The sequence below is a fragment of the Serratia ficaria genome, from assembly GCF_900187015.1.
In the GTDB taxonomy this organism is placed as follows: Bacteria; Pseudomonadota; Gammaproteobacteria; order Enterobacterales; family Enterobacteriaceae; genus Serratia; species Serratia ficaria.
Genome location: NZ_LT906479.1, coordinates 1887551 through 1912640 on the forward strand (window position 1 = coordinate 1887551; position 25090 = coordinate 1912640).

Sequence of the window (25090 nt, forward strand, 5' to 3'; positions counted from 1 at the left end):
TGTCGGGGGTTTATTTCTTCCCCCGGCTCGTCTATATTTTGTTCGTTAGCATAAATATCGTTCGCGGAATTATCCGATGTTTAAGCGACTTTATCGGTGATAAAATCACCTTTTGGGGTAAATACGGCGTTGGCATAGGCAGCGAGAAGGATAAGAGATGAAGATAAAACCTGACGATAATTGGCGTTGGTATTTTGACGCCGAACACGATCGGCTAATGCTGGATTTAGCTAATGGTATGATCTTTCGCTCGCGTTTTCCGGCCAAAATGTTAACCCCGGACGCCTTTGACGAATGCGCTTTTTGCGTCGACGACGCCGCGCTGTATTTCACCTATGAAGAACAGTGCAAACAGGTCAAGCTCAGCCATGAACAGCGCGCCGAGCTGGTGTTGAATGCCTTGGTCGCCTACCGTTTCCTGAAACCGCTGATGCCGAAAAGCTGGCACTTCTCGCAGCAGCATTATCCGCTGCAGCCGAAGAACGGCGAGCTGGCGGCGGTGAAGGTGATGGAAAGCGGCGTTGAAGCCCGCCTGCTGGTGGTGGAGGCCGGCGATAACGCCAGCCTGTGCCTGCTGGCGCAGAACCAACTGTCGGTCGCCGGCCGCACCATGGTGCTGGGCGACGCGATTAAGGTGATGCACGATCGGCTGAAGCCTTGTGCGCAGGACGAATCTTCCACCCCGGCGGCCTACGACCGGGCGGTATAAGCCCGGTTACGCCAGCGTCAAATCGCTTTTCGGAATACAGCTGCAGCAAAGAATGGTGCCGTCTTCGGCCACCGCGCTTTTCTTCAGCGGCGCGACTTCGCCGCTGACCAGGGTAATACGGCAGCTGCCGCAGATGCCGGCCCGGCAGGAATAGGGCACGCGAATTCCCTGCTGCTCCAGCTGCTCGAGCAATATTTGCTGGTTATTGCCGGTAAACACCTTCCCTTCATATTCGATGGTCACGCCCTGCGCGCTGTCCTGCGGCGCCGCTACGCTCTCCACCACCGTGCCGGCGCCATACGGGCGCGGCGGCTTGGTCGACAGCACTTCCACCGCATCGCCAACGCGAATAATGCCGCTGTTGCGCGCAATCATGTTTTGGCCGAAGTCGATGTCGCCGTTATCGGCGGTGCGGAATTTCTGCAGCGTGCTCAGCGGCTCACCGCTCGGGTGTTTGCGGCCTCGCTCGGTGCTGACGGTGGTCAGCACGCAGCGGCTGCAGGGTTTCACCAGATCGAACATCACATCGCCGACGCGGATCACCTGCCAGCCGTCTTCGGCCCAGGCGCCGGCGCCGGTGACCACCAGATTGGGGCGGAACTGCTCCAGCTTGATGCTGCCGGGGCAGCGCCGCTGCAGATCGTTGAACGAAGCCTGGTTAATCAGCAGATAAGGATAGCCATCGGCGAACGACAGCGGAATGGCCGGATGTTTTTTTACCCGGCGGGTGAGTTCCGGCCCCAGCCAGCGCAGCTGCACGTCGCGCTGGAAATAGCCGCTTAGCCAGCGGTTAATCTCCGCCGGCGCAATCAGCGCGGTGAAATGGTTGCCCCACACTTCGGTAGGCTGCGCTTCGGCGGCGAAATCGCTAAAGCGGATAGCGGCGCTTTCGCCGTCCGGGGCGGTGAGAAACAGGCCGTCCGCCAGCAGCGCCGGAGTGAACAGCACCATCTGCGGATATTGGCGCGCGGTAATAAAGGTGCCATCCGGTTCGGTGATCATAAAGGTGCGATCGAAGGCCAGGCCGCTGCTGGAGACCTGGGCATGGGAAAGCTGCAAACCCCGCAGCGATTTAACCGGATGAACGTAGAGTCTGGAAAGCGTGATCACCCTTATCTCCGTGCGATTATTAAATAGAAGGGAGCAACTTTATGACAAGCGGTCTGGATTAGCTATAATGCGCAACAATTTTCTTTTTGGTGATAAGTACGATATGAACTCTCTGTTTGCCAGCACGGCGCGTGGACTGGAAGAACTGTTAAAAAGCGAGCTGGAAGCGCTGGGCGCCCACGACTGCAAAGTGGTGCAGGGTGGGGTACATTTTCAGGGTGACGATCGTCTTCTGTACCAAAGCCTGCTGTGGAGCCGCCTGGCCTCGCGCATTCTGCTGCCGCTGAACGAATTCCGCGTGCACAGCGATCTGGATCTGTACCTCGGCGTGCAGGCGATTGACTGGACCAGCATCTTCGGGGTGGATAAAACCTTCGCCGTGCATTTCAGCGGCGTCAATGAAGAGATCCGCAACAGCCAATACGGCGCGCTGAAGGTGAAAGACGCCATCGTCGACAGCTTCACCCGCAAAATCGATCGGCGCCCGACGGTCGCCAAGCAACAGCCCGACATTCGCGTCAACGTGTTCCTGCAGCGCGATATGGCCAGCGTGGCGCTGGATCTGAGCGGCGAAGGCCTGCATCAGCGCGGTTACCGCGATCTGACCGGCCAGGCGCCGCTGAAGGAAAACCTGGCGGCGGCCATCGTGCAGCGTTCCGGCTGGCAGCCGGGCACGCCGATGCTCGATCCGATGTGCGGTTCCGGCACCTTGTTGATCGAAGCGGCGATGATCGCCGCCGATCGCGCGCCGGGTCTGCACCGTCAGCACTGGGGCTTCAGCGCCTGGAACGGCCACAACGCCGACCTGTGGCGCGAATTGACCACCGAAGCGCAGGTGCGCGCTCGTCGCGGCCTGCAGGAAACCCCTTCGCGCTTCTTCGGCTCCGACATCGATCGCCGGGTGATCGAAATGGCGCGCGGCAACGCCCGCCGCGCCGGCATTGCCGAACTGATCACCTTCAACGTCAATGACGTCAGCAAATTGACCAATCCGCTGCCGGAAGGCCCGACCGGCACCGTGGTCAGCAACCCGCCGTACGGCGAGCGCCTGGAAAGCGAACCGGCGCTGATTGCGCTGCATAACATGCTGGGCCGCATCATGAAGAGCGCCTTCGGCGGCTGGCAGCTGTCGCTGTTCAGCGCTTCACCGGAGCTGCTGAGCTGCCTGCAGCTGCGCGCCGAGCGGCAGTTCAAGGCTAAAAACGGCCCGCTGGATTGCGTGCAGAAAAACTACCAGCTGGCGGCGAACCCGGCCGGCGCCGGCGGCGTGCAGGTGGCGGAAGATTTCGCCAACCGCCTGCGCAAAAACCTGAAGAAGCTCGACAAATGGGCGAAGCAGCAGGGCATTGAATGCTACCGCTTGTATGACGCCGATCTGCCAGAATACAACGTGGCGGTCGATCGCTACGGCAGCAAGGTGGTGGTGCAGGAATACGCGCCGCCGAAAACCGTCGATGCGCAGAAGGCGCGTCAGCGTTTGTTCGACGTGATCAACGCTACGCTGGCGGTGCTGGAATTGCCGTCCAATCAGCTGATCCTGAAGACCCGCGAGCGGCAGAAGGGTAAAAACCAGTACGAGAAGCTGGCGCAGAAGGGCGAATTCCTGCTGGTGGAAGAGTTCAACGCCAAGCTGTGGGTCAACCTGACCGACTATCTCGACACCGGGCTGTTCCTCGATCACCGCATCGCGCGCCGCATGTTGGGTGAGATGAGCAAGGGCAAGGACTTCCTCAACCTGTTCGCCTATACCGGCACCGCCAGCGTGCACGCCGGGCTGGGCGGCGCGCGCAGCACCACTACGGTGGATATGTCGCGCACCTATCTGGAGTGGGCGGAGAAAAACCTGCGCGCCAACGGCCTGACCGGCCGTCAGCACCGCCTGATCCAGGCCGATTGCCTGTCGTGGCTGAGCAATGCCGATGAGCAGTTCGACGTGATCTTTATCGATCCGCCGACCTTCTCCAACTCCAAGCGAATGGAAAACAGCTTTGACGTGCAGCGCGATCATCTGGCGCTGATGAAAGATTTGAAACGGTTGCTGCGCCGCAACGGGACCATCATGTTCTCGAACAACAAGCGCGGTTTCCAGATGGATCTGGCCGGTCTGAGCGAGCTGGGTCTGGAGGCGAAAGAGATCACCGCCCAGACGCTGTCGCAGGACTTTGCCCGTAACCGTCAGATTCATAACTGCTGGCTGGTCACCCACGCCGGCGAAGGAAAATAATTACTATGTCGTTAATCAGCATGTCCGGCGCCTGGCTGTCCTTCAGCGATGCGCCGCTTTTAGACAACACCGAAATTCATATCGAAGACAACGAACGCGTTTGTCTGGTGGGGCGCAACGGCGCCGGTAAATCCACCCTGCTGAAGATCCTCGGCAAAGAGATCCCGCTGGATGACGGCCGGGTGATTTACGAGCAGGATTTGATCGTGGCGCGTCTGCAACAGGATCCGCCGCGCAATATCGGCGGCAGCGTGTTCGACTTCGTGGCCGAAGGCGTCGCGGAGCAGGCGGAGCACCTGAAGGCCTACCATGCGATCTCTCACCTGGTGGAAACCGACCCGAGCGAGAAAAACCTGACGCGCATGGCGCAGATTATGGAGATCCTCGATCATCAAGGGTTGTGGCAACTCGACAGCCGCATCAGCGAAGTGCTGCTGCAGCTGGGGCTGAACGGCGACGCCGAGCTTTCCTCGCTCTCCGGCGGCTGGTTGCGCAAGGCGGCGCTGGGCCGCGCGCTGGTCAGCTCGCCGCGCGTGCTGCTGCTCGACGAACCGACCAACCACCTGGATATTGAAACCATCGACTGGCTGGAAGGCTTCCTGAAAGAGTTCGATGGCAGCATCGTGTTCATCTCCCACGACCGTTCGTTTATTCGCAACATGGCGACGCGCATCGTCGATCTGGACCGCGGCAAGTTGGTCTCCTGGCCGGGCAACTACGATCTGTATTTGCTGAGCAAGGAAGAGGCGCTGCGGGTGGAAGAGCTGCAGAACGCCGAGTTCGACCGCAAGCTGGCGCAGGAAGAAGTGTGGATCCGCCAGGGCATCAAGGCGCGCCGCACCCGTAACGAAGGCCGCGTGCGCGCGCTGAAGGCGCTGCGCAACGAACGTTCGGAGCGTCGTGAAGTGATGGGCACCGCCAAGATGCAGGTGGAAGAGGCGGTCCGCTCCGGCAAAATCGTGTTTGAGCTGGAAGACGTCAACTATCAGGTCGGCGAAAAGGTGCTGGTGCGCGGTTTCTCCGCTCAGGTGCAGCGCGGCGACAAGATTGCGTTGGTGGGGCCGAACGGCTGCGGCAAAACCACGCTGCTGAAACTGATGCTCGGTCAACTGAAAGCCGACAGCGGCCGCGTGCACTGCGGCACCAAGCTGGAAGTGGCCTACTTCGACCAGCACCGCGCCGATCTCGACCCCGAGCGCACGGTGATGGACAACTTGGCGGAAGGCAAACAGGAAGTGATGGTCAACGGCCGGGCGCGCCACGTGCTGGGCTACCTGCAGGACTTCCTGTTCCACCCGAAACGCGCGATGACGCCGGTGAAGGCGCTGTCGGGCGGCGAGCGTAACCGCCTGCTGTTGGCTAAGCTGTTTCTGAAACCCAGCAATCTGCTGATCCTCGATGAACCAACCAACGATCTCGACGTCGAAACGCTGGAGCTGCTGGAAGAGCTGATCGACGGCTACCAGGGCACCGTGCTGCTGGTCAGCCACGATCGTCAGTTTGTCGACAACTCGGTAACCGAGTGCTGGATCTTCGAAGGCAACGGCGCCATCAGCACCTTCGTCGGCGGCTACTACGACGCGCACCATCAGCGCGCCACCGCCAAACCGATCCGCCAGGCGGCGCCGAGCCAGGGCAAACCGGCCGCAGAGAAAAAAACCGAGCAGCCGAAGAAGCCGGCCGCCAAGCTGAGCTATAACCTGCTGCGCGAACTGGAACAGCTGCCGCAGCGTCTTGAGCAGCTGGAAGCGGAAATTGAAGCGCTGCAGGCGCAAATGAGCGATGCTAACTTCTTCACGCGTCCGCACAGCGAAACGCAGGGCGTGCTGACGGCGCTGGCCAACGCCGAACAGGCGCTGGAGCAGGCGTTCGCCCGTTGGGAAGAGCTGGAAGCGATGAAAAACGGCTAACCGTTGCGCCTACCGCCCGCGCGCTGCTGCGGGCGGTATCGCCGTCTCGGTGAGCAACGTTATTAAGGAGGAATATGGTGTGTTCCCACGAAAATCACAAGCAGCATAGCCCCAAGGTGCCCGGCGCCCCGCAGCAGGATAACCTGATGCTGTGCCCGCAGTGCGACATGCTGGTGGCCTTGCCGCCCCTGGCGTTCGGCACCAAAGCGGTGTGCCCGCGCTGTAAAACCACCCTCAGCACCCGCTGGGAGGAACCGCGCAAGCGGCCGATCGGCTACGCCCTCAGCGCGCTGTTCATGCTGCTGCTGGCCAATATTTTCCCGTTTATCAATATGCGCGTTGCCGGTCTTGGCAACGAAATCAGACTGATTCAAATTCCTCAGGTGATGGTGGCGGAAGATTACGCCAGCATGGCCACGTTGTTCATGGTGTTCGTGCAGCTGATCCCGGCGTTTTGCATGCTGGCGATCATTCTGCTGTGCGCCAGAGTGCGCATGCCGCTGGCGTTGAAAGAGTGGATGGCCAAAATGCTGTTCCAGTTTAAAACCTGGTGCATGGTGGAAATCTTCCTCGCCGGGGTACTGGTCAGCTTCGTCAAGCTGATGGCCTACGGCGATATCGGCATCGGCAGCAGCTTTGTGCCTTACTGCCTGTTCTGCCTGCTGCAGGTGCGCGCCTTCCAGTGCGTGGACCGCCGCTGGCTGTGGCAGGATATCGAACCGGCGCCGAAGCTGGATCGGCCGCTGACGGTCGGCCGCACCGGCATGCGCCAGGGCGTGCGTTCCTGCCGCTGCTGCACCGCGATCCTGCCGGCCGATCTGACCCATTGCCCGCGCTGCCACACCAACGGCCACGTGCGCCGCCGCAACAGCCTGCAGTGGACGCTGGCGCTGCTGGTGACCTCGATTATGCTGTATATTCCGGCCAACCTGATGCCGATCATGGTCACCGAGGCGCTGGGCAACAAGATGAATTCGACCATCATGGCCGGGGTGATCCTGCTGTGGGGCGAAGGATCCTATCCGGTGGCGATGGTGATTTTCATCGCCAGCATCATGGTGCCATCGCTGAAGATGCTGGCGATCGGTTGGCTGTGCTGGGACGCCAACGGCAAGGGGAAAAACCGCGCCGACAGCGAACGCATGCACCTGATTTATGAAGTCGTCGAGTTTGTTGGCCGCTGGTCAATGATCGACGTGTTTGTCATCGCCGTACTGTCGGCGTTGGTACGTATGGGACAATTGATGAGCATCTATCCTGCAACCGGAGCGGTGCTGTTCGCCCTGGTGGTGATCCTCACCATGTTCGCCGCCATGACGTTCGATCCCCGGCTGACCTGGGATCGCGTAAATGAAACAACAAAAAAGGAGCCGCAAGGTGACGGAAAATAATCATAGCGTCGCGGACGTAGAGAAGATCAAGCGCTGGTCGCCGGTGTGGATCATTCCCATCGTCACCGCCCTGATCGGCGCCTGGATCCTGTTTTACCATTTCAGCCATCAGGGACCGGTAGTGACGCTGGTCACCACCACCGCCGAAGGGCTGGAAGCGGGCAAAACCAAAATCAAAAGCCGCAGCGTCGACGTTGGCGTGGTGGAGACCGTGACGCTGAGCGACGACCTGAGCAAGGTGATGGTGCAGGCGCGGCTCAACGCCGGCATGGAGAAGCTGCTGCGGCAGGACACCGCCTTCTGGGTGGTGAAGCCGCAGATTGGCCGCGAAGGCGTTTCCGGCCTGGGGACGCTGTTATCCGGCGCCTATATCGAGCTGCAGCCGGGCACCAAGGGCAAGGACGGCAAGGACGATTATCAACTGCTGGATGCGCCGCCGCTGGCCTCGCCGGACGCCAAAGGCCTGCGCATCGTGCTGGACAGCGAAAAATCGGGCCAGTTGAACGCCGGCGATCCGGTGCTGTTCCGCGGCTATCGCGTCGGCTCGGTGGAAACCAGCTATTTCGATCCCAAGCAGCGCGCCATGCGCTATCAGCTGTTTATCTCGGCGCCTTACGATCAGCTGGTGACCAGCAACGTGCGTTTCTGGAAAGACAGCGGCGTGGCGTTCGACATGTCGGCGCAGGGGATGCGCGTGGAAATGGGCTCGCTGGCGACCCTGTTCAGCGGCGGCGTCAGCTTTGACGTGCCGGACGGTTGGGATCGCGGCGAACTGGCGAAAGAGAAGGCGGAATATCAGCTGTTCGACAACCAGCGCAGCATCCAGGACTCGCTGTACACCGTGCATAAAGATTACCTGATGTTCTTCTCCGACTCGGTTCGCGGCCTGCAGCCGGGCGCGCCGGTAGAATTCCGCGGCATTCGTCTCGGTACGGTGGCGCAGGTGCCGTTCTCCAAAGAGGGCATGGCGCAGCGGCTGGACAGCGATTACCGCATTCCGGTGCTGATCCGCATCGAACCGGATCGCTTCCAGAAACAGCTGGGCGGCAACTTCGACATCGAAGGCCATCTGAAAGACGCCGAGTCGCGCGGCATGCGCGCTTCCCTGAAGTCCGCCAACCTGCTGACCGGTTCGCTGTATATCGATCTGGACTTCTATCCGCAGGAGAAGGCCTGGAAAGGTCCGCGTGAGCTGTTCGGTTATCCGCTGATGCCGACCACCAGCGGCGGCCTGGCGCAGATCCAGCAGAAGCTGATGCAGACGCTGGACAAGATCAACGCGATGCCGATCAATCCGATGATCAACGAAGCGACCAAAACGCTGGCGGAAAGTCAGAAGACCATGAAGTCGACGCAGCAGACCATGAAGTCGCTGAATGACATCATCGCCAGCAAAGAGATGAAGGCGCTGCCGCAGGACATGCAGAAAACGCTGCAGGAGTTGAACCGCAGCATGAAAGGGTTCCAGCCGGGTTCACCTGCCTACAACAAGATGGTGGGCGACATGCAACGACTGGATCAGGTGTTGCGCGAACTGCAGCCGGTGCTGCGCACTCTGAATGACAAGAGCAACGCGCTGGTGTTTGAAGCCGCCGGCAGCAATGACCCTCAGCCGAAGAAGGCCAATAAATGATGAAATGGATCCCGGTAGCCCTGGCGCTGTTGCTCAGCGCCTGCAGCAGTACGCCACAGAAAACCTACTATCAGCTGCCGGCGCTGGGGGCGTCGGCGCAGGTGAGCGGCGGTGCCGCCTCTACGCGCCAGCTGTGGCTGGAGCACGTTGGCGTCGCCGATTATCTGGCGCAAAACGGCGTGGTTTATCAGACCAACGACGTGCAGTACGTCATCGCCCAGAACAACCTGTGGGCCAGCCCGCTGGATCAACAGCTGCAGCAGACGCTGGTCACCAACCTGAGCGGCGCGCTGCCGGGTTGGGTGGTGTCTTCGCAGCCGATGAACAGCGATCAGGATGTGCTTAACGTCACCGTCAGCGGCTTCCACGGCCGTTTCGACGGCAAGGCCGTCATTCGCGGCGAATGGGTGCTGAATCATCAGGGGCGGCTGATTAAGCGGCCGTTTAACCTGGAGCTGAAGCAGGGTGAAGACGGCTACGATGCGCTGGTGCGCACCCTGGCGCAGGGGTGGCAGCAGGAGGCTCAGACGATCGCTTCGCAGGTCGGCGGCTTTTAGACATAATTTGGACTAAAATGATCTAATCCCTGTCGGTGAGAAATATCACTTTTTCTTGTCGGCAGGGATTTTTTATTTATATCAACGAATTAACCTCTTTCCCTGCATATCAGCCACTTAGCTTTTTCCGCGGGCGTAGCTCACAAATATGACATTGGCGTGAATTTTGCGCATTGATCTTCGCGTCATTTAGCGCTATTGCTTAATCGTGGCTGCGCAAAAAGCAGCCATTGTTTTCTTTCCACCAGACCAAAAATGAGGGAAACGAGGCATGAAGAGACAGAAACGCGATCGTCTGGAAAGGGCGCATTCGAGAGGGTATCAGGCAGGCATTTTAGGGCGTTCCAGGGAACATTGTCCCTACCAATCATCGGTGGACGCCCGGTCTCAATGGCTGGGAGGTTGGCGAGAAGCCATGGAGGACAGGGCTGTGACCGCTTAAGCGGCTCCCTGTCAAAAAAAGGAACAACCTCCGCCGCGCGCGGAGGTTTTTGTTTCAGCTGCCGATTACCCCTGCCAGCGTTTCAGTAAAATACTCGCGTTCACGCCGCCAAAGCCGAAGCCGTTGGACAAGGCGTAGGTGATGCTCATCGGTTCCGCCTGCTTCGCCACCAGATGCAATCCTTCCGCCGCCGGATCGGGGTTATCCAGATTCAACGTGGCGGGGGCGATTTGGTCGCGCAGCGCCAGCGCGGTGAAGATGGTTTCCAGCCCGCCGGCCGCCCCCAGCAAATGGCCGGTCGCCGATTTGGTCGAGGTCACCGCTACGCCGCCGTCTGCGCCGAACAGGTGCCTGATGGCGTTAATTTCCCCCAGATCGCCCACCGGCGTCGAGGTGGCGTGTGCGTTCAGATGCTGGACTTCGCCCGGCGTAACGCCCGCCTGCTTCAGCGCAATCTTCATGGCGCGGTAGGCGCCGTCGCCGTCTTCGGCGCCGGAGGTCATGTGGTAGGCATCGGCGCTGGTGCCGTAGCCGACAATTTCCGCCAGCGGCGCCGCTCCGCGCGCCAGTGCGTGTTCGAGGGTTTCGATGACCAGCATGCCGGCGCCTTCGCCCATCACGAAACCGTCGCGTGCGCTGTCGAAAGGCCGCGAGGCCTGCGCCGCCTCGTCCGCCGATGCGGTAGACATGGCGCGCGCGGCGGCAAAGCCCCCCAGGCTGACGGTATCGATAGCGGCCTCGGTGCCGCCGCACAGGGCGATATCGGCCTCATCGTTACGGATCATGCGCACCGCATCGCCAATGGCCTGAACGCCGGCCGCGCAGGCGGTGACCGGCGCGCCGATCGGCCCTTTGAACCCATGCTTGATAGATACGTGGCCGGCGGCCAGGTTAACCAGGAATGAAGGAATGGTGAACGGCGACAGACGCTTGGCGCCGCGGCTGTCGGTGGTGCGCACCGCGTGAGCGATGGCTGGAAAACCGCCGATGCCGGAGGCTATCACGGTCGCGGTGCGCTCCTGCTTCTCTTCGGTATCGGCGACCCAGCCGGCCTGGCGGATCGCCTCATCGGCCGCCGCCATGGCGAACAGGATAAAGCGATCCATTTTTTTCTGGTCTTTGGGGGCGACGGACAGGTCGGGGTTAAAGCCGGCTTCGGCATCCTGTTCCTGCGAGGGCACCTGGCCGCCGACTTTGACCTGCAGGTCGGCGACGATCGCTTCCGGCAGAGGGCGGATGCCTGACTGACCGTTCAGCAGGCGTTGCCAGACGGCTTCAACGCCGCACCCCAACGGCGAAACGACGCCCATGCCTGTAATGACGATACGACGACTGTTCATAGTGACTCCTTGGATGATTCAGGGAAAGTGGCAGAGTGATTCTGCTGCATCAGGGCGGCGCGCCGGCGCATGCCTTCGCTGGCCGCCGGCCCTGGCGCCAATGTGATGTGGCGTTGTTCGATGGGTTGTCGGGTCTGGCTGTCGATCAGCTGCACCTGGATCGGCCGGCCGCTGCGGCGGTCGACCAGCTGCGCGCTGATGCCGTCATCCGTCAGATGGGTATTGCCCCAATGAAACAGCGCCGCCAACACCGGGAAAAAGTCGTAGCCGCGTTCGGTAAGCAGATATTGATAGCGCACCGGGCGCGTTTGATAGCGCTGCTTGTGCAAGATACCGCCGGCCACCAGGTCTTTCAGGCGGCGTGTCAGTATGGTGGGCGACAGCCCCAGGCTTTGCTGGAATTCATCAAATTTCGACAGGCCGTGGAAGGCGTCGCGCAGTATCAGAATGCTCCACCATTCGCCGACCCGATCCAGTGAACGAGCGACCGGGCAGGGTGCCTGGTCAAAACGGGTTTTTTGCATGCTGCACCTCAATGTTACTACAATAATTGTAGTTACTGGTTGGCCGTTATGGGCATGAGCATCGCCCCGAAGCAAAAAATAACGATGGGAGAATAAAACGGCGGCCGTAGCAGGCCGCCATAGCCGCTTAGAATGCGGCAGTGTCCTTGAACAGGCCCACTTTCAGATCGCTGGCGGTATAAATGACCTGACCGTCGACCAGCACTTCGCCATCGGCCACGCCCATGATCAGTTTACGGGTAATGACGCGCTTGAAGTTGATGCGATAGGTGACCTTTTTCGCGGTCGGCAGCACCTGGCCGGTGAATTTCACTTCACCCACGCCCAGCGCGCGGCCTTTGCCTTCGCCGCCCAGCCAGCCGAGGTAGAAACCCACCAGCTGCCACATTGCGTCCAGGCCCAGACAGCCCGGCATCACAGGGTCGCCGATAAAGTGGCAACCGAAGAACCATAGGTCCGGATTGATATCCAGCTCCGCTTCCACATAGCCTTTGTTGTGGGTACCACCGTCTTCGGTCATCTTGACCACGCGGTCCATCATCAACATGTTACCTGCCGGCAACGGCGGGCCGCCGGCGCCGAACAGCTCGCCACGGCCGGATGCTTCGAGGTCTTCTTTCGTATAGGAGTCGCGTTTATCTACCATGTTCTCAGTAAGCCTTATTTTAATGAAGGACGCAGATTAGCTAACACGTGTACGCTGAACAAGTCCGATCAGCCGTGGTTGAACCAGTTGAGCCAACGGAGCGGCCACGGCCAGCGACGGCGTTCCTGTGGATTCACCTGCGCAATTCGTTCCTGAATGGCAGCCAACAGATTCGGCTGCCGTTCGTCAGAGTAGGGGTAACCGGTCAGTAATGGCAAGGCCTCTGCGGCGCTGTTTACCGCCCACAGATGGAATTGCCCTTCGCGCACGGCCTCGACCACGTCTTGACGCAGGCACAGATGGCGCACGTTGGTGGCGGGCAGTATAACGCCCTGTTTGCCGGTCAGGCCGCGGCGCAGGCAAACCTCGAAGAAGCCTTCGACCTTTTCGTTAACGCCGCCGATGGGCTGCACGTTGCCGAATTGGTCGACGGAGCCGGTGACGGCAATCTGTTGGGTGATAGGCTGCTGCGACAATGCGCTGATCAATGCGCACAGCTCCGCCAGCGAGGCGCTGTCGCCGTCCACTTCACCGTAGGACTGTTCGAAGACAATCGAGGCGGAGAAGGGCAGCTGTTGGTCCAGCTCCAGTTCGGAGATCAGGAACGCCTGCATAATCATCATGCCTTTGGCGTGCAAATTACCGCCCAGTTCGGCTTTGCGCTCAACGTCGGTGAATTCGCCGTCGCCGAGGTGCACGACGCAGCTGATGCGTGATGGTTCGCCGAAGCTGCGCGGGTGGCCGGGGTAATCCAGAACGGAAAGCCCGTTAATCTGGCCAACCACTTCGCCTTCGGTCTCGATCAGGATTTGGCCCAGCTCAATTTCATCCTGCATGCGTTCGGCGAGGTAGCTTTCTCGCCATTCACGCGCATTCAGCGCGGCTTCGAAGGCTTTGGCCGTGATATGGTCTTCTTCGGCATACAGCGCGGCTTCGGCCAGCTGCTGACCAATCCACAGCGGCGAGAGCGGCAGAATGCCCTGATCGCCGCTGTAACGCACCGCCTGAATCATCAGTGGCAGCCATGCATCGGCGGCCAACGCAGGCAGTTGCTGCTGTTCGATGACGCTGTTGACGTAGCCGCACCACTGCGCCATATCTTCGGCTTCGGTGAGCTGCAGATCGTCTTCGTATTCCCCGTAGACGGCCTGTTCACAGAGTTCGGGTTCAATGTCGTGGAAATCGGCCAGGCCGTGACGGTCGCCCACCACAATCAGGCGCAGCTCCAGCGGCATCGGCGGAAGGGTGACCGGCAGCGGGCGCGTTTCATCCGGAGAAACCCAGTGGAACTGGCGTTGGGTGATCATCTGTTTCAACCGCAGCCACAGCAGCGGCTGAGCCAACAGAGCGCGCGCCGACAGGAGCAGCACGCCGCCGTTGGCCTGATGCACCAGGCCCGGTTGCAGGGTGATTTCGCCATTGTGAATGCGCACGCAGCCAAACAGCTGCTCCGGCTCGATCCATTCCTGGAACACGCAGGCGCCGCCGGCGGCGAAAGGTTCGTCGCCACGGCTGGCGGCCTCCACGCTGACTTTGCTGCCCTGAATCACATAATGACTGCCTTTGAAGGCGGTGTTCTGCGGCTGCAACTGCTGCACGGCGTCTGCGAGCAGCGCCAGATACTCGCGCGTCTCTTGCGCTTTCAACAGCATGAAGCGCGGGGGCGACTGCGGGTGGCAAAAGAGCGTCAGCGCGTTTTCCAGCCGGGGCTGAATGGCGGCAAAGGGCACGGGTGCCAACTGAGCGGCGGTATCAAATATCGCCTGATAAGGCGTTACGTCCGGCAACAGAGATTGCCATTCAAGTCGGTTATTGGTCAAAGTGTTAGATGCAATCGTCAAAAAGGGAAAGGGCGATTATACAAGAATAACGCCAGCTTGATACATGCAGAGTGGCAGTTGGCGTCAGGGAGTTTGACATCGCACCGCGACTGTGCAAAAAACAGTCTAAAAGACGGTTTAATTGCCGGGGAAATTTGGCGCAAAGCTGTTATGCTTAATAAAGTTACGCGGTCACTGAAGAGCTCAAGATGAAATATCAGCAACTGGAAAATCTGGAGAGCGGTTGGAAATGGAAATACCTGGTGAAAAAGCACCGGGAAGGGGAACTCATTACCCGCTACATTGAAAACAGCGTTGCTCAGGAAGCTGTCAACGAGCTGCTGAAGCTGGAAAATGAACCGGTAAAAGTCCTCGCATGGATTGCCGCTCATATGAATCCGGAACTGGATAACCGGATGAAGCAAACTATCCGCGCCAGACGCAAGCGTCATTTTAACGCAGAACATCAACACACGCGAAAAAAATCTATCGATCTGGAGTTTCTGGTTTGGCAACGTCTGGCTGCCCTGGCCCGTCGCCGCGGCGTTACGCTGTCGGAAACCATAGTGCAGCTGATAGAAGATGCCGAGCGTAAAGAGAAGTACGCCAGCCAAATGTCGCTGTTGAAAGAAGACCTCAAGGCTATCCTCGGCAAGGATCAGGAATAACCTCTTACTGCATATTGCACGGTGCTACTTTTGCCGGCCCGGCGAGAAAAGGGCGAAAAAAAACCCCGCATTGCGGGGTTTTTTACTAAGCAGTGGTAACTTAAGCCTGTGGCTGAGTTACAACGTCTTTGATACCTTTAACTTCGATCTCTACGCGACGATCTGGTGCCAGGCAAGCGATCTGAGCTTTGGTAGCGCGGCCAGATTTGTAGCCACAGGTGTTGCCAGTGACGGAATCAGCTTCGCCCATACCACGTGCAGAGATTTTGTCTGACGGGATGCCTTTAGAAACCAGGTAGTCAACAACGCTTTGTGCGCGTTTTTCGGACAGTTTCTGGTTGTACTGGTCAGAACCAACGGCGTCGGTGTAACCCAGAACCACTACAGAACCGTCTTTAGGATCCATGGAGCTCAGCTGGCTGTACAGCTGGTCCAGAGCCTGTTGGCCTTCTGCTTTCAGAGTGGATTTGTTGAAGTTGAACAGCACGTCAGACTTCAGAGTGAAACGCTTGGTTTCAACAACTGGAGCCGGAGCCGGAGCTGGTGCTGGAGCAACAACATCATCCTGACCGAAACGGTAAGAAACACCCAGGCTCAGCATGGTGTTGTCTGGACGTGCGCCGACAGTACCTGCATCACCGATGTTGCTTACGAATTGGTAGTCCAGGCGAGTAGCCCAGTTTTTGGTCAGTGCGTATTCAACACCAACAGCAGCCAGCGGAGAAACGCCGGTGTCGTGGTCGCTCAGACGAGTGCCGTTGCCGTAGTTAGCTTTGGAGTCTGCACGCCATACCATACCACCCAGACGAGTGTAGATGTCCAGATCGTCAGCAATTGGGTAGCTCAGTTTAGCTGCCAGCTGAACGCCTTGTGCTTTGAAAGCACCGTTGTTCACGCTGCCTTTGTAAGGCATACGGCCAAGCCAGTCATAGCCCAGCTCGAAGCCCAGGTATTGGTTCGCCTGGTAACCCAGGAACGCGCCAGCACCCAGTTGATCTTTATGGGTCGGACCATTGCCGATACCATTCTGGTAACCGTTGCCGTAGAAACCAGTGTCATGGTACTGGGACCAGCCCAGTTTAGCACCGGTGTACCAGGTGTTATCTTTTGGGGCGGCTTGCGCTACGGTAGCGAAACCAGCCAGTGCCACTGCTAATGCGATAGCTGTCTTTTTCATTTTGCGCCTCGTTATCATCCAAATAGGCAATGAGCTTTAAAGCTGTTTTAAGCCCTTGGTTAAATTCCTTCGCCAAGGTTTGAGCCCTCGTTTGTTACTCGGCCAGTTTTCCTGGCGTTATAGAGCAACCTTGGCGATGTAAAGTCTACAACGTGGCGCGAAAGTTACAAGTGTGATGTGATAAAGCTCTAAAAAAAAACGCGGAATCGTACATATTTGCTAACACTAATCGGCAAAAAACAGGGCGAATTTCTGAGCGTTTTCTCTCGCGGAACCGCAGCCGGACTCGCTTTCTGCATGATCCGGCAAAGGTTCCCTTCGCGGGGGATAAAAATGATGGGAAAATTCCTAAATTTACTTAATGATACAAAGAAGAGTGAATTTTTAGGGTGGAACAGTGTCCGTGAGTCGGGTTAATGTCACGTTGCGGACGCATGATGAAGCCGTATGCATTACCCAATTCTGCCGCACGCCTTAATTTTAGACGATCTTCCTCTGTAAGCTCGGGCAACCAGCCGAGAACCACGCTGTAATTCCCCGTCAGCAGCGCTTTTTCCATCGCCTCCACCGTCGCCAGCGGGCTGATTTGGCTCAGCTGCACCATTTTCTCGACCGGCAGGCCGGATTGCTGCAGCCACAGTTTGCTGAGTTTTTGCTGCGGCGTAAGCCACAGCAGCCAGCGCGACTGTTTGCCAAGCTGTTGCAGCAGCGGCAGTAACAACTGTGCGACCGCGGGCTGATGCTCATTGTAAACAAGTTCACTGATAAGGCCATTTTCGTTGCCGGCGTCGGTGGTCTTGGCAGCATGGGGCGCCGCGATAGCGTTGCGGCTGAAATGGGGTTGGTAAAGTGATTGAGTACGCATAAAGTATCCCGCCCGTAGTGTCACTGTATGTATATACAGTATACCCGGTGGGAGATAAGATCAACCCAAATTTTAGTAGCGCCTCGCATAACCGCGATTATTTTTTATACTGCCGTTTTTTGTGATTGGCATGGCTACCGTTAGTGCGTATTTTTCTAATTAGTTGTTCACGTTACCTTTATTTCATTGATGTGAGAAATATTACGCATATAACCTACAAGGGAGTCTCGTCATGAAAGGGATATCGACGGCAAGGATTGCACAGGCGAAAGCCTGCTTCTCGGTATTGGGCTGCATCACCATCCGCTCGCAGTTCGGCGGTTATGGGCTGCTGGCCGAGGGCGTCATGTTCGCGGTGATAGCGGAAGGCGAACTGTATCTGCGGGCGACTCATGGTCTGGAGCCGACGTTTCGCGCCCGCGGCATGGTCAATATGATTTACTCCAAGCGCGGCGTGCCGATCACCATGCGTTATTATTGGGTCGATGAGGCGCTCTGGCGCGAACGCAACGAGCTGATTGGTCTGGCGTGGCAGGCGGTCAGGGAGGCGCGCAGGGAACAGCAGAGCAAAACCGGCAGCCACGGGCGGCTGAGGACGTTGCCCAATATCGATATCAATATGGAGCGGCTGCTGTGGCGGGCCGGCATTCGCAACGTCTACGACCTGCGGCTGTACGGCGCCAGGCGCAGCTACCTGCGGCTGTTGCAACAGCAAAACCCTCTTGGGGTGCGGATGCTGCTGTCGTTGGCGGGCGCGATCGCCGGCTATCACCATGCCGCTTTGCCCGCCGAACTGCGCGGCGAGCTGATCCAGTGGTTCGAGCATACGATGGCGATGCGCAGCCATGGCCATGAGCCGGTCATTCAGCGCCAACGGGCGGCCCTGAATGATTAATTGGCCTTATTGATACGCGCGTGCAGCGCAGTCAGCTCCGGCAGCAGTTCAAGCACCAGCCCAATCTGTTGCAAGACCAATTGATCTTTGCTTTCCGGCTCCGGGACGGTGTGCCGGATGCGCTCAGCGAGGTTTTCCAATGCCTGCGCAATGCGCGAGCCGTCCTGCTCTTCCTGATGCAGGGCGCCGTCAACGTAGCACACGGCATCATTCAGTAAATCCAGCGTCGCGGGGTTGCTCAGGCGTTCACGGTGCGCGCCGAGCGCGGAGATGTAGCTCAGCAGGGTATGATTCAGGCACAGCAGCCGGAAAGCCGCCTCCTGCAGCGCCCGATCGGTCTTGGGATCGGCGGACATGTTGGAGATGACCGACGCCAGTTCGGCATCGCTGTTGTGCGCATCCCGTCGCGCGATGCGATAGGGCAGGCCGTTATCTTTGCCCTGATGGTACTGCACCAGAATGGCGTCCAGGTAGCGGCAGTTGGCGTTCAGCGTCTTGTCCACCACCGCCGGCAATTGGCGGAACTTCCAGTCCGGCCAGATGAAACTGACCGCCGCCCAGGCGATGGCGCAGCCCAGCAAGGTGTCGTAAACGCGCGGCGCCGCCACTTCAAAACCCTCGCCCAGCAGGTTAAAGCACAGCAACACCAGCAGGGTAATAAACATGGTGGCGTGGGCGTATTGCACGGTGCGGAATGCGAAGAACAGCACGCCGGTGATGACGATCAGCACCATCTGGCCTTCGAGCGACGGAACGAAGTAAAGGATCGGCAGGCCGATCAATATGCCGGCCAGCGTGCCAATGATGCGCAGCGCCAGCCGGCGCCGAGTCGCATTGTAATTGGGTTGGCACACAAACAGGCTGGTGAGCAGGATCCAGTAACCGTGCTGCATGCCGGTAAGCTGAATAAACGCGTAACCGACGCACAGCACCACCGACATGCGGATTGCGTGGCGGAACAGGGCGGACTGCGGCGTCAGGTGGCGGCTGATGCGCAGCCTGATGTCGCTCCAGCCGGTCAGGCGATCGTCTGCCAGGCTATTCTCTTCCGTTTGCCCATTGGCGAGCGCCTGTTCGGATTCGATATTGGCCAGTTGGGCGTCGATGGCGCGTAAATTTTTCAGCAGGTGCGCGAGCGCTTTGGTCAGTTCGGCATTTTCCCGCGTGGCGGCGCTGCGCGCCAGCGCTTCTTCGATGCGGTTAAACACCGGCTCAAATCGCGGATTGTGCTGATATTTTTGCCTCAGCAGGATCGACTGCGCCAGTTGCCGGCAGGCACGCGCCTGCATGCTCAGCAGGCGCTGGAAGCGAAACAGAATATCGCTGTGGCGGAACTGCCGGCTCAGCGCCTGATACTGAACGTGAGAAGAGCTGGCCCGCTCGTGGATATCCTGCGCGACAAAATAATAATGCAGCGTACGGCGGGTGCCGCGCTGGCCGCGATCGCCTTTCAAGCGCGTCAGCAAAGAGGCCTTGGTCTGGTTGAGCAGCGTCACCAGCGCGCTGTTGGCCATGGCGACATCCATCCACGGCAGGTCTGCGTCGTGTTCGGCATCGGGGTCGAACAGGTTGGCTTTGGCGTCCAGATAGTTAGCCAGCTGCTCATAGCAGCGGGCCAGATTTTCCTGCAGCGGGCGGATGGGGAAGATCACATGGCCGGTCAGCGTCAGCAGGTTGTACCACAGCGCGCCGATGACCAGCAGCATCGGCTGTTGATACCAGGCGCCATACATCGAGGTGCCGAGCATGGTGTAAACCGCGATCAGCAGCGCGCCGAAGGCGATGGTGGCGTAACGCTGCCCCAGGGCGCCCAAGAGAATAAAGCCGCAGGTGGAGAGCATCAGACCGAGCGCGAACAGCCAAGGGTAAGGAAACAGCAGCTCAATCGAGGCGGCGGCGATAAAAAAACACACCAGGGTGATCAGCAGGTTGCGCAACCTGCCGGTCAGCCTGTCGTCCAGATCGGTCAAGGCCGCGGCGACCACGCCCAGCGTCAGAGGAATGGTCAGCTTGGGAATGCCCAGCCACCAGGGAACGGCGGCTGCGCCGGTCAGCGCAATGAAGATGCGCAGATGGTAAAGCACATTGCTGTTGTAGGCGTAACGGCGTAGCGCGGGTGCAAAAGAGAGCACGAAAAACTCCTCAAACGGAGAAAAAATTAACGCTGTTGATACTGGCGACGGGCATTTTCGGTACGGGCCTGCTGAGCCATTTCAACCGAAACCACGCGGCGGCCCACCGGCCACAGGGCGATGGCGGCGATTTTGAAATTGGCGATGCCGACCGGAATGCCGATGATCGAAACGCACTGCACGATGCCGGCCGCGATGTGTGACAGGCACAGCCACCAGCCGAACAGCACCAGCCAAACGATATTCAGCAGCGAGCCGCCGGCGGAAAGCAGCGCATTGCTTTTTTCCGGGTAAAGTTCATTGACGTGGATCGCCTCATTGCCGAAAGGCAAAAACGACAATTTGGTGATTTCCCAGCAGGAGCGGGTTAACGGCAGGGTGAAGATCAGCAGGACGCTGAACACCGTGGCGATCAGCCAGCCCAGGGTGGTGAAAAAACCGCCCAACACGAAATTAAGAATATTCAGTACAGTACGCATAGTCGTCATTCTGCTCTAATGATGGTCAAACCGCGACGCGGTTGCGTTCGCTATCAAAACGCAAAATCTATTCTACCCTTTTTTTAGCGCTAGAGTGCCACTGCTTATCGCAGGTAAACTGGCAGATATCCGTTATTTAATCTCAACATAGTCATGGCGCGACGATATGGAACTTAAAGCGACATCGCTGGGGAAACACCTGGCTCAGCACCCTTACAACCGCGTGCGGCTGCTGCACGCCGGCGTTGAGGTCAGCGGCGAGAAGCATGAATACCTTATCCCGTTCAACCAGCTGATACAGGTCAGGTGCAAGCGCGGCATCGTCTGGGGCGAACTGGAGTTTGAACTGCCCGACGAGAAAGTGGTGCGGCTGCACGGCACCGAGTGGCAGGAGACCCAGCGTTTTTATCACTACTTGCAGCAGGCCTGGCAGCAGTGGAGCGCGGAGATGAGCGAGGTCAGCGCCGGGGTGCTGCAGCAGCAGGTCGAGCAGATCCAACGCATCGAACAGCAGGATAAATGGTTTAAAAAATCCGAGCTGGGCAAGCTGCAGCAGCAGATCCGCCAGTCCTTCGACGCGTTGCCGATGCCGGTGGTGCGGCTGGATGAGTTCGACAACTGCCGTGACGATTATCAACGCTGCCTGCAGTGGCTGCAGCATGGCCTGCACAGCATCGAACAGCGCAACCGGCAGTGGACCGAACGCATGCTGGAAACCCATCACGACTTTTTCCAGACGGTCGAAAGTTCGCCGCTGAATGATTCGCAGAGCCGCGCGGTGGCGAACGGCGAAGACTCGGTGCTGGTGCTGGCCGGCGCCGGCAGCGGTAAAACCTCGGTGCTGGTGGCGCGCGCCGGCTGGCTGCTGCGCCGTCAGGAAGCCGAACCCGGGCAAATTTTGCTGTTGGCGTTCGGCCGCCAGGCGGCCGGCGAAATGAATGAGCGCATCAAGGAACGGCTGGGCGACGTCGGCATCCAGGCGAAAACCTTCCATGCTCTGGCGCTGCAGATCATTCAGCAGGGCAATCGAAAAGTGCCGGCTATCAGCAAGCTGGAAACCGACGGCAAAGCGCGGAAAGCGCTGTTGATCGCCAACTGGCAGCAGCAATGCGCGGAGAAAAAGGCGCAGGCCAAAGGGTGGCGTCAATGGCTGACCGAAGAACTCGAGTGGGAAGTGCCGGAAGGGGATTTCTGGCAGGATAAGCGGCTGGCGGAGCGGCTGGCCGGGCGGCTCGAACGCTGGCTGGGGTTGATGCGCATGCACGGCGGCAGCCAGGCGGAAATGATCGAACAGGCGGACGACGAAATCCGCGACCTGTTCTCAAAACGCATCCGGCTGATGGCGCCGCTGTTGAAGGCCTGGAAAAGCGCCTTGAAAGACGAAGGGGCGGTGGACTTCTCCGGCTTGATCCATCAGGCGGTCAATATTCTGGAAAAAGGCCGCTTTGTCAGCCCGTGGAAACACATCCTGGTGGATGAGTTTCAGGATATCTCGCCGCAGCGCGCCCAGCTGCTGGCGGCGCTGCGCAAGCAGAACAAGCAGACCTGCCTGTTCGCGGTGGGGGATGACTGGCAGGCGATCTATCGCTTTAGCGGCGCCGAGCTGGCGCTGACCACGGCGTTCGCCGCCAACTTCGGCGAAGGGGCGCAGTGCGCGCTGGACACCACCTACCGCTTCAACGAGCGCATCGGCGAAGTGGCCAACCGCTTTGTGCTGCAGAACCCGCACCAGTTGAAAAAACCGCTGAACAGCCTGAGCAAGGGCAACAAAAAATCGGTGGCGATTTTGCCGCACGAACAGCTGGAAGCGCTGCTGGACAAGCTGAGCGGCTATGCCAAGCCGGAAGAAAGCATCCTGGTGCTGGCGCGCTATCATCACCTGAAACCGCAGGCGCTGGCCAAAGCGGCGACCCGCTGGCCGAAGCTGAATATCGAGTTCATGACCATTCACGCCAGCAAGGGGCAGCAGGCGGAATATGTGATTATTGCCGGTTTGCACGAGGGCGGCGACGGTTTTCCGGCGGTGGCGCGCGAGTCGGTGCTGGAGGATGTTTTACTGCCGCAGCCGGAAGATTTCCCGGACGCCGAAGAGCGGCGCTTGCTGTACGTGGCGCTGACCCGCGCCAAACACCAGGTCTGGCTGCTGCAGGATCGCGAACGCCCCTCGGTGTTTGTCGAACAGCTGCAGGATCTTGGCGTGCCGCTGCAGAAAAAACCCTAAACCGGGCCTGGCGGGCAGCCAGACCCGCGGCATTACTGCAGGCGTTCCTGCAAATAGCGCTGATAGTCGGGTATGGCGATTTCCACCGCGCTTTTGAACAGCGGCGAGTCGATCAGGAAATCCGCGGTGGAGCGGTTGGTGGCGACCGGGATATTCCACACCGTCGCCAACCGCAGCAGCGCCTTCACGTCCGGATCGTGCGGCACGGCGTTCAGCGGATCCCAGAAGAAGATCAACATGTCGATTTTACCTTCGGAGATCAGCGCGCCAACCTGCTGGTCGCCACCCATCGGGCCGCTGAGCATGCTCTGCACCGGGAGGCCGCTGGCCCGCTGGATCAGGTTGCCGGTGGTGCCGGTGGCGTACAGCTGATGCTCCGCCAGTATGGCCTTATGGCTTTCAACCCACTCCAACAGGGCCTGTTTGCGGTGATCGTGCGCCACCAGCGCAATGTGTTTGCGCGCGGCGATAGTGCGGGTGGTCAATTCCATCTCGGTGTCCTTCGCTAATCGGGTGATGTGCGACAGATTACTGAAACTGTTTTTCACTGCCTAGCGTTTGCGCCTGAAAATGCGAAGAAAACGCGCCTTTACCCCGGCAAGGCGCGAATTGTTTAGCGAACGGGCTGCTTGTTGGCCCAGCGCAGAAAGCGCTTCTGCGTTTCCTTGTCCGCCTGTTGGAACCAATACTGCAGCATTTGCTCGGAGACGTTTTCGCCTTTCAGCGTGACGGTCGGTGAATTCAGCGTCGCGGCCGACTGCGGAGAAAGCGCGGCGGCGGAGTGCGCCTGAGCGAAGGCTGGCACCGAGGCCGGGCGATGTTGGCGATTGTAGTCCGACATCACCTTCTCCAGGTCGGTATTGAAGGTCACGCTGTCGGGGTGCAACACGTCGTGCCGCATGGGCAGATCGTTGCCTTTCGGATCAATCACCTGGTAATTCAGCGTTTTGTCGAAGCGCTGCGCGTCACGATCGTTTTCTATCCGCGGCAGCTCAATCGCCACGGCGCTGACGTTTTGCGTGTTGAAGGTGGCGATCAGCGGCAGGGACGTGTAGGCGATCTGATCCTGTTGGCCGGAACGCACGGATTTGGTGACCTTAAACAGCAGCTGATGTTGCCCGCCGTCCAGCTCGAGGCTGTCGGCGCCTTTTAACAACGAACCTGTCATTTTCTTGCCGTCGACCGCCAGCAGGTCGATGTCCGGGGAGAGTTTCAGGGTCGTAGCCGCGGCCGGCATGCTGATGCTGAGTAGCGCCGCAACCACCAGACCAAATTTCATCATTATCTCCTTATAAAGTGACATAGCTATAGTGTTGGACACGCCACAGGTTGTGTCAAAATTTTTCAATATGGCCAGTGAGTTTACATTTTTACACATTTAAATGCATTTGGACATGCCGACGTTGTCTCCCACCGTGACAGCCTCAGACCATGGAATTGGCCTGGAGTTTCAGCCGCGCGGCGTTTAGCTGAATTTGGCGCTATCGGTTACACTCAGAACAGACAATTTCGTTGATGGCCGGGAGCTGAGTATGCAGGACCATGAGATCGCAGAGCTGTTGCAACAGGTGAAAACCATCGCCCTGGTCGGCGCCAGCGATAATCCGGCGCGGCCCAGCTATGGCGTCATGGCCTATTTATTGGCCCAGGGCTATCAGGTTACGCCGGTCAGCCCCAAGCTGGCGGGGCAGAGCCTGTTGGGGCAGCCGGCTTACGCCAGGCTGGCGGACATTCCCCATCCGGTGGATATGGTGGACGTTTTTCGCAATTCAGAGGCGGCCTATGCCGTCGCGCAAGAGGCGATAGCCATCGGTGCCAGGGCGCTGTGGCTGCAGATAGGCGTGATTAACGAGCAGGCGGCAGCGCTGGCTGCGCAAGCCGGGCTGAAGGTGGTGATGGATCGCTGCCCGAAAATCGAGATCCCGCGCCTGGGGCTGGAGCGTTAAATGAAAAGGGCCCGGCGCGATGCCGGGCCCTCATGGGGTTTCTCAGGTCTGGCGCGCTCAGTTGCGCAGCCGCGGCGCCTGCAGCTGGTGGCGGATGGACTCCGCCAGTTCATCCAGCGAGGGTTGTTCGGGATGAGCCTCCTGGGCCTCGCCATCCAGCTGCGCTTCCGCCAGATAGGTATGTACCGGTTGGCCTTCCTCGTCCTCCATCACCACGTGATACCAAGGGGCAAAGCGCAGATCGTCGTTTGCCGCTATCTCGTCAGCTTTTGGTTGTTCCAAAGAGTATTCAGGGTCGATATCAATCACCACCCCCAAATACCCCAGCAGTTTATGCCGAACCTGTTGTCCGATACCGAATTTGCTGGCAATCATGATGACCTCCTGAGAAACAGTGCCTT

At 59.0% G+C, this 25090-nt stretch carries 23 protein-coding genes; 11 read left to right on the forward strand and 12 right to left on the reverse strand.

What is annotated here, in order from left to right; genetic code table 11:
- The first annotated feature begins 157 nt into the window (after positions 1 to 157).
- On the forward strand, positions 158 to 709 hold the full coding sequence (locus CKW09_RS08910) for a cell division protein ZapC (RefSeq protein WP_061798018.1): 552 nt from the start codon (positions 158 to 160) through the stop codon (positions 707 to 709).
- Positions 710 to 715: 6 nt separating this feature from the next.
- On the opposite strand, the gene CKW09_RS08915 is transcribed toward CKW09_RS08910, so the two are convergent.
- Positions 716 to 1819: a YcbX family protein gene (locus CKW09_RS08915; protein WP_095096817.1), complete on the reverse strand. Its 1104-nt coding sequence runs from the start codon at positions 1817 to 1819 to the stop codon at positions 716 to 718.
- Between the two features lie 103 nt (positions 1820 to 1922).
- Between CKW09_RS08915 and rlmKL the strand changes: the two genes are divergently transcribed.
- From rlmKL to rmf, 6 genes are all read left to right on the forward strand, one after another.
- On the forward strand, positions 1923 to 4043 hold the full coding sequence (gene rlmKL / locus CKW09_RS08920) for a bifunctional 23S rRNA (guanine(2069)-N(7))-methyltransferase RlmK/23S rRNA (guanine(2445)-N(2))-methyltransferase RlmL (protein ID WP_095100090.1): 2121 nt from the start codon (positions 1923 to 1925) through the stop codon (positions 4041 to 4043).
- Positions 4044 to 4048: 5 nt separating this feature from the next.
- A complete protein-coding gene (locus tag CKW09_RS08925; RefSeq protein WP_095096820.1) occupies positions 4049 to 5953 on the forward strand; it encodes an ABC transporter ATP-binding protein in 1905 nt (634 codons plus the stop codon).
- Positions 5954 to 6027: 74 nt separating this feature from the next.
- Positions 6028 to 7344 carry a membrane integrity-associated transporter subunit PqiA gene (gene pqiA / locus CKW09_RS08930; protein ID WP_161990683.1) on the forward strand — a complete coding sequence of 439 codons (1317 nt, stop codon included), beginning with the start codon at positions 6028 to 6030 and terminating at the stop codon, positions 7342 to 7344.
- Positions 7331 to 8977: an intermembrane transport protein PqiB gene (gene pqiB / locus CKW09_RS08935; protein WP_095096823.1), complete on the forward strand. Its 1647-nt coding sequence runs from the start codon at positions 7331 to 7333 to the stop codon at positions 8975 to 8977. Before pqiA ends, pqiB begins: the two co-directional genes overlap by 14 nt.
- Entirely contained in the window at positions 8974 to 9534 is a 561-nt protein-coding gene (gene pqiC, locus CKW09_RS08940; RefSeq protein WP_095096826.1) for a membrane integrity-associated transporter subunit PqiC, read from the forward strand. Before pqiB ends, pqiC begins: the two co-directional genes overlap by 4 nt.
- A gap of 271 nt (positions 9535 to 9805) precedes the next feature.
- The gene (rmf, locus tag CKW09_RS08945; protein ID WP_004928150.1) at positions 9806 to 9976 is read left to right on the forward strand and encodes a ribosome modulation factor; all 171 of its coding nucleotides are present in this window, start codon (positions 9806 to 9808) and stop codon (positions 9974 to 9976) included.
- A 65-nt stretch (positions 9977 to 10041) separates the two neighbouring features.
- Here rmf and fabF read toward each other — a convergent pair whose 3' ends face one another.
- The 4 genes from fabF to CKW09_RS08965 all read right to left on the reverse strand — a co-directional run bounded on the left by fabF (position 10042) and on the right by CKW09_RS08965 (position 14306).
- Positions 10042 to 11316, reverse strand: coding sequence for a beta-ketoacyl-ACP synthase II (fabF, locus tag CKW09_RS08950; RefSeq protein WP_095096829.1), 1275 nt, complete (start codon positions 11314 to 11316; stop codon positions 10042 to 10044).
- Positions 11313 to 11840 (reverse strand): winged helix-turn-helix transcriptional regulator, encoded by a 528-nt coding sequence (locus CKW09_RS08955; protein ID WP_061798007.1) that lies wholly within the window; start codon positions 11838 to 11840, stop codon positions 11313 to 11315. Before CKW09_RS08955 ends, fabF begins: the two co-directional genes overlap by 4 nt.
- A 127-nt stretch (positions 11841 to 11967) precedes the next feature.
- Complete coding sequence (gene fabA, locus CKW09_RS08960; protein WP_061798005.1) at positions 11968 to 12486, reverse strand: bifunctional 3-hydroxydecanoyl-ACP dehydratase/trans-2-decenoyl-ACP isomerase; 519 nt, start codon at positions 12484 to 12486, stop codon at positions 11968 to 11970.
- A 68-nt stretch (positions 12487 to 12554) separates the two neighbouring features.
- The gene (locus CKW09_RS08965) at positions 12555 to 14306 is read right to left on the reverse strand and encodes an AAA family ATPase (protein ID WP_174524361.1); all 1752 of its coding nucleotides are present in this window, start codon (positions 14304 to 14306) and stop codon (positions 12555 to 12557) included.
- 209 nt (positions 14307 to 14515) lie between these two features.
- Here CKW09_RS08965 and matP point away from each other — a divergent pair, with 209 nt between their 5' ends.
- On the forward strand, positions 14516 to 14974 hold the full coding sequence (gene matP, locus CKW09_RS08970; RefSeq protein WP_061798003.1) for a macrodomain Ter protein MatP: 459 nt from the start codon (positions 14516 to 14518) through the stop codon (positions 14972 to 14974).
- Positions 14975 to 15074: 100 nt separating this feature from the next.
- Here the strand turns inward: matP and ompA are convergent, their stop codons facing one another.
- Positions 15075 to 16151 carry a porin OmpA gene (gene ompA / locus CKW09_RS08975; RefSeq protein ID WP_061798002.1) on the reverse strand — a complete coding sequence of 359 codons (1077 nt, stop codon included), beginning with the start codon at positions 16149 to 16151 and terminating at the stop codon, positions 15075 to 15077.
- 358 nt (positions 16152 to 16509) lie between these two features.
- Positions 16510 to 17016, reverse strand: a complete 507-nt coding sequence (gene sulA / locus CKW09_RS08980; RefSeq protein WP_061798001.1) for an SOS-induced cell division inhibitor SulA — start codon at positions 17014 to 17016, stop codon at positions 16510 to 16512.
- Positions 17017 to 17248: 232 nt separating this feature from the next.
- Between sulA and CKW09_RS08985 the strand changes: the two genes are divergently transcribed.
- A complete protein-coding gene (locus CKW09_RS08985; protein WP_061797999.1) occupies positions 17249 to 17911 on the forward strand; it encodes a TfoX/Sxy family DNA transformation protein in 663 nt (220 codons plus the stop codon).
- Here the strand turns inward: CKW09_RS08985 and yccS are convergent.
- Positions 17908 to 20043, reverse strand: coding sequence for a YccS family putative transporter (yccS, locus tag CKW09_RS08990; protein WP_095096832.1), 2136 nt, complete (start codon positions 20041 to 20043; stop codon positions 17908 to 17910). The two genes, CKW09_RS08985 and yccS, sit on opposite strands and share 4 nt — an antisense overlap.
- 26 nt (positions 20044 to 20069) lie before the next feature.
- A complete protein-coding gene (locus CKW09_RS08995) occupies positions 20070 to 20522 on the reverse strand; it encodes a YccF domain-containing protein (protein ID WP_061797997.1) in 453 nt (150 codons plus the stop codon).
- Between the two features lie 166 nt (positions 20523 to 20688).
- Between CKW09_RS08995 and helD the strand changes: the two genes are divergently transcribed.
- Positions 20689 to 22743, forward strand: a complete 2055-nt coding sequence (helD, locus tag CKW09_RS09000; RefSeq protein ID WP_095096835.1) for a DNA helicase IV — start codon at positions 20689 to 20691, stop codon at positions 22741 to 22743.
- Between the two features lie 32 nt (positions 22744 to 22775).
- Here the strand turns inward: helD and CKW09_RS09005 are convergent, their stop codons facing one another.
- Both CKW09_RS09005 and CKW09_RS09010 read right to left on the reverse strand, forming a co-directional pair.
- Positions 22776 to 23234, reverse strand: a complete 459-nt coding sequence (locus CKW09_RS09005) for a methylglyoxal synthase (protein ID WP_061798181.1) — start codon at positions 23232 to 23234, stop codon at positions 22776 to 22778.
- A 122-nt stretch (positions 23235 to 23356) separates the two neighbouring features.
- On the reverse strand, positions 23357 to 24022 hold the full coding sequence (locus CKW09_RS09010) for a DUF2057 family protein (protein ID WP_061797995.1): 666 nt from the start codon (positions 24020 to 24022) through the stop codon (positions 23357 to 23359).
- 253 nt (positions 24023 to 24275) lie between these two features.
- Between CKW09_RS09010 and CKW09_RS09015 the strand changes: the two genes are divergently transcribed.
- Positions 24276 to 24689, forward strand: coding sequence for a CoA-binding protein (locus CKW09_RS09015; protein WP_095096838.1), 414 nt, complete (start codon positions 24276 to 24278; stop codon positions 24687 to 24689).
- Positions 24690 to 24746: 57 nt separating this feature from the next.
- Here CKW09_RS09015 and hspQ read toward each other — a convergent pair whose 3' ends face one another.
- Positions 24747 to 25064: a heat shock protein HspQ gene (hspQ, locus tag CKW09_RS09020; protein WP_061797992.1), complete on the reverse strand. Its 318-nt coding sequence runs from the start codon at positions 25062 to 25064 to the stop codon at positions 24747 to 24749.
- Between the last annotated feature and the right edge of the window lie 26 nt (positions 25065 to 25090).

What these genes read in the sequence shown, in the direction of transcription:
- hspQ (WP_061797992.1), bottom strand. Translation starts at nt 25,064, where the DNA reads ATGATTGCCAGCAAATTCGGTATCGGACAACAGGTTCGGCATAAACTG.
- CKW09_RS08925 (WP_095096820.1), top strand. Translation starts at nt 4,049, where the DNA reads ATGTCGTTAATCAGCATGTCCGGCGCCTGGCTGTCCTTCAGCGATGCG.
- pqiA (WP_161990683.1), top strand. Translation starts at nt 6,028, where the DNA reads ATGGTGTGTTCCCACGAAAATCACAAGCAGCATAGCCCCAAGGTGCCC.
- rlmKL (WP_095100090.1), top strand. Translation starts at nt 1,923, where the DNA reads ATGAACTCTCTGTTTGCCAGCACGGCGCGTGGACTGGAAGAACTGTTA.
- CKW09_RS09005 (WP_061798181.1), bottom strand. Translation starts at nt 23,234, where the DNA reads ATGGAATTGACCACCCGCACTATCGCCGCGCGCAAACACATTGCGCTG.
- helD (WP_095096835.1), top strand. Translation starts at nt 20,689, where the DNA reads ATGGAACTTAAAGCGACATCGCTGGGGAAACACCTGGCTCAGCACCCT.
- ompA (WP_061798002.1), bottom strand. Translation starts at nt 16,151, where the DNA reads ATGAAAAAGACAGCTATCGCATTAGCAGTGGCACTGGCTGGTTTCGCT.
- fabA (WP_061798005.1), bottom strand. Translation starts at nt 12,486, where the DNA reads ATGGTAGATAAACGCGACTCCTATACGAAAGAAGACCTCGAAGCATCC.
- rmf (WP_004928150.1), top strand. Translation starts at nt 9,806, where the DNA reads ATGAAGAGACAGAAACGCGATCGTCTGGAAAGGGCGCATTCGAGAGGG.
- CKW09_RS08995 (WP_061797997.1), bottom strand. Translation starts at nt 20,522, where the DNA reads ATGCGTACTGTACTGAATATTCTTAATTTCGTGTTGGGCGGTTTTTTC.
- pqiC (WP_095096826.1), top strand. Translation starts at nt 8,974, where the DNA reads ATGATGAAATGGATCCCGGTAGCCCTGGCGCTGTTGCTCAGCGCCTGC.
- matP (WP_061798003.1), top strand. Translation starts at nt 14,516, where the DNA reads ATGAAATATCAGCAACTGGAAAATCTGGAGAGCGGTTGGAAATGGAAA.
- CKW09_RS08910 (WP_061798018.1), top strand. Translation starts at nt 158, where the DNA reads ATGAAGATAAAACCTGACGATAATTGGCGTTGGTATTTTGACGCCGAA.
- sulA (WP_061798001.1), bottom strand. Translation starts at nt 17,016, where the DNA reads ATGCGTACTCAATCACTTTACCAACCCCATTTCAGCCGCAACGCTATC.
- CKW09_RS08985 (WP_061797999.1), top strand. Translation starts at nt 17,249, where the DNA reads ATGAAAGGGATATCGACGGCAAGGATTGCACAGGCGAAAGCCTGCTTC.
- CKW09_RS08955 (WP_061798007.1), bottom strand. Translation starts at nt 11,840, where the DNA reads ATGCAAAAAACCCGTTTTGACCAGGCACCCTGCCCGGTCGCTCGTTCA.
- fabF (WP_095096829.1), bottom strand. Translation starts at nt 11,316, where the DNA reads ATGAACAGTCGTCGTATCGTCATTACAGGCATGGGCGTCGTTTCGCCG.
- CKW09_RS09010 (WP_061797995.1), bottom strand. Translation starts at nt 24,022, where the DNA reads ATGAAATTTGGTCTGGTGGTTGCGGCGCTACTCAGCATCAGCATGCCG.
- CKW09_RS09015 (WP_095096838.1), top strand. Translation starts at nt 24,276, where the DNA reads ATGCAGGACCATGAGATCGCAGAGCTGTTGCAACAGGTGAAAACCATC.